Origin of the sequence: Niallia sp. Sow4_A1 (assembly GCF_052116745.1) — a bacterium.
Taxonomy (GTDB): domain Bacteria; phylum Bacillota; class Bacilli; order Bacillales; family Cytobacillaceae; genus Niallia; species Niallia hominis.
This window is the reverse complement of sequence record NZ_JBQKKM010000137.1, coordinates 1-558: the sequence shown is the minus strand read 5'-3', so window position 1 is coordinate 558 and position 558 is coordinate 1. Positions and strand designations below refer to the sequence as shown.

The following is a 558-nucleotide window of genomic DNA, read 5'->3' as shown; positions in this document are numbered from 1 at the left end:
TCTCAAGAGTTAATCGGAATTATTCAACCAATTCTTGATTGGGGTTACCCTATCCAAGGTTTCATCAGTGATGGTCAGCAGTCAATCCGTTTAGCAATCGAAAAGATAGCACCGGACATCCCATATCAATACTGTCAGTTCCATTACTTCAAAGATATCGCAAAACCGTTGGTAGAAAAGGACAGAAAGCTAAAGACAAACATCAAAAAGAAGCTAAGGGGAATTCGGGAAATCGAAAGAAAAATTGAAGAATCATCATCAGTAAGCATGGAAGAAGAAATTGCGAGTGACTATGTAGCGGCGATTCGTTCAGTGCTTTTGGAAGATGGAAAACCACCGTTTGAATTACCAGGTACACGTGTCTTTGAGCGAACAAAATCAATCAAGGACTCGATTGAAAAATGCCTGGATAAAAAAGGGGACTCCTTTACTTGAAAAGCTGTTCAGAATAGTCAGAAATGTGGATAACTACAAAAAGGATTATCAGCTCGTAAAACGGTGGGATCTGCGTTTTAAAAGGATTGCCACAATCATGGATCCTTCCGAAAACAAAACAAG

The 558-nt window shown here is 39.4% G+C and carries 1 pseudogene; it reads left to right on the top strand.

Annotation, left to right across the window (positions count from 1 at the left end):
- Positions 1 to 435 (top strand): annotated as a pseudogene (locus ACTQ5K_RS25540) (transposase); the annotation flags it as partial.
- Positions 436 to 558: the final 123 nt, after the last annotated feature.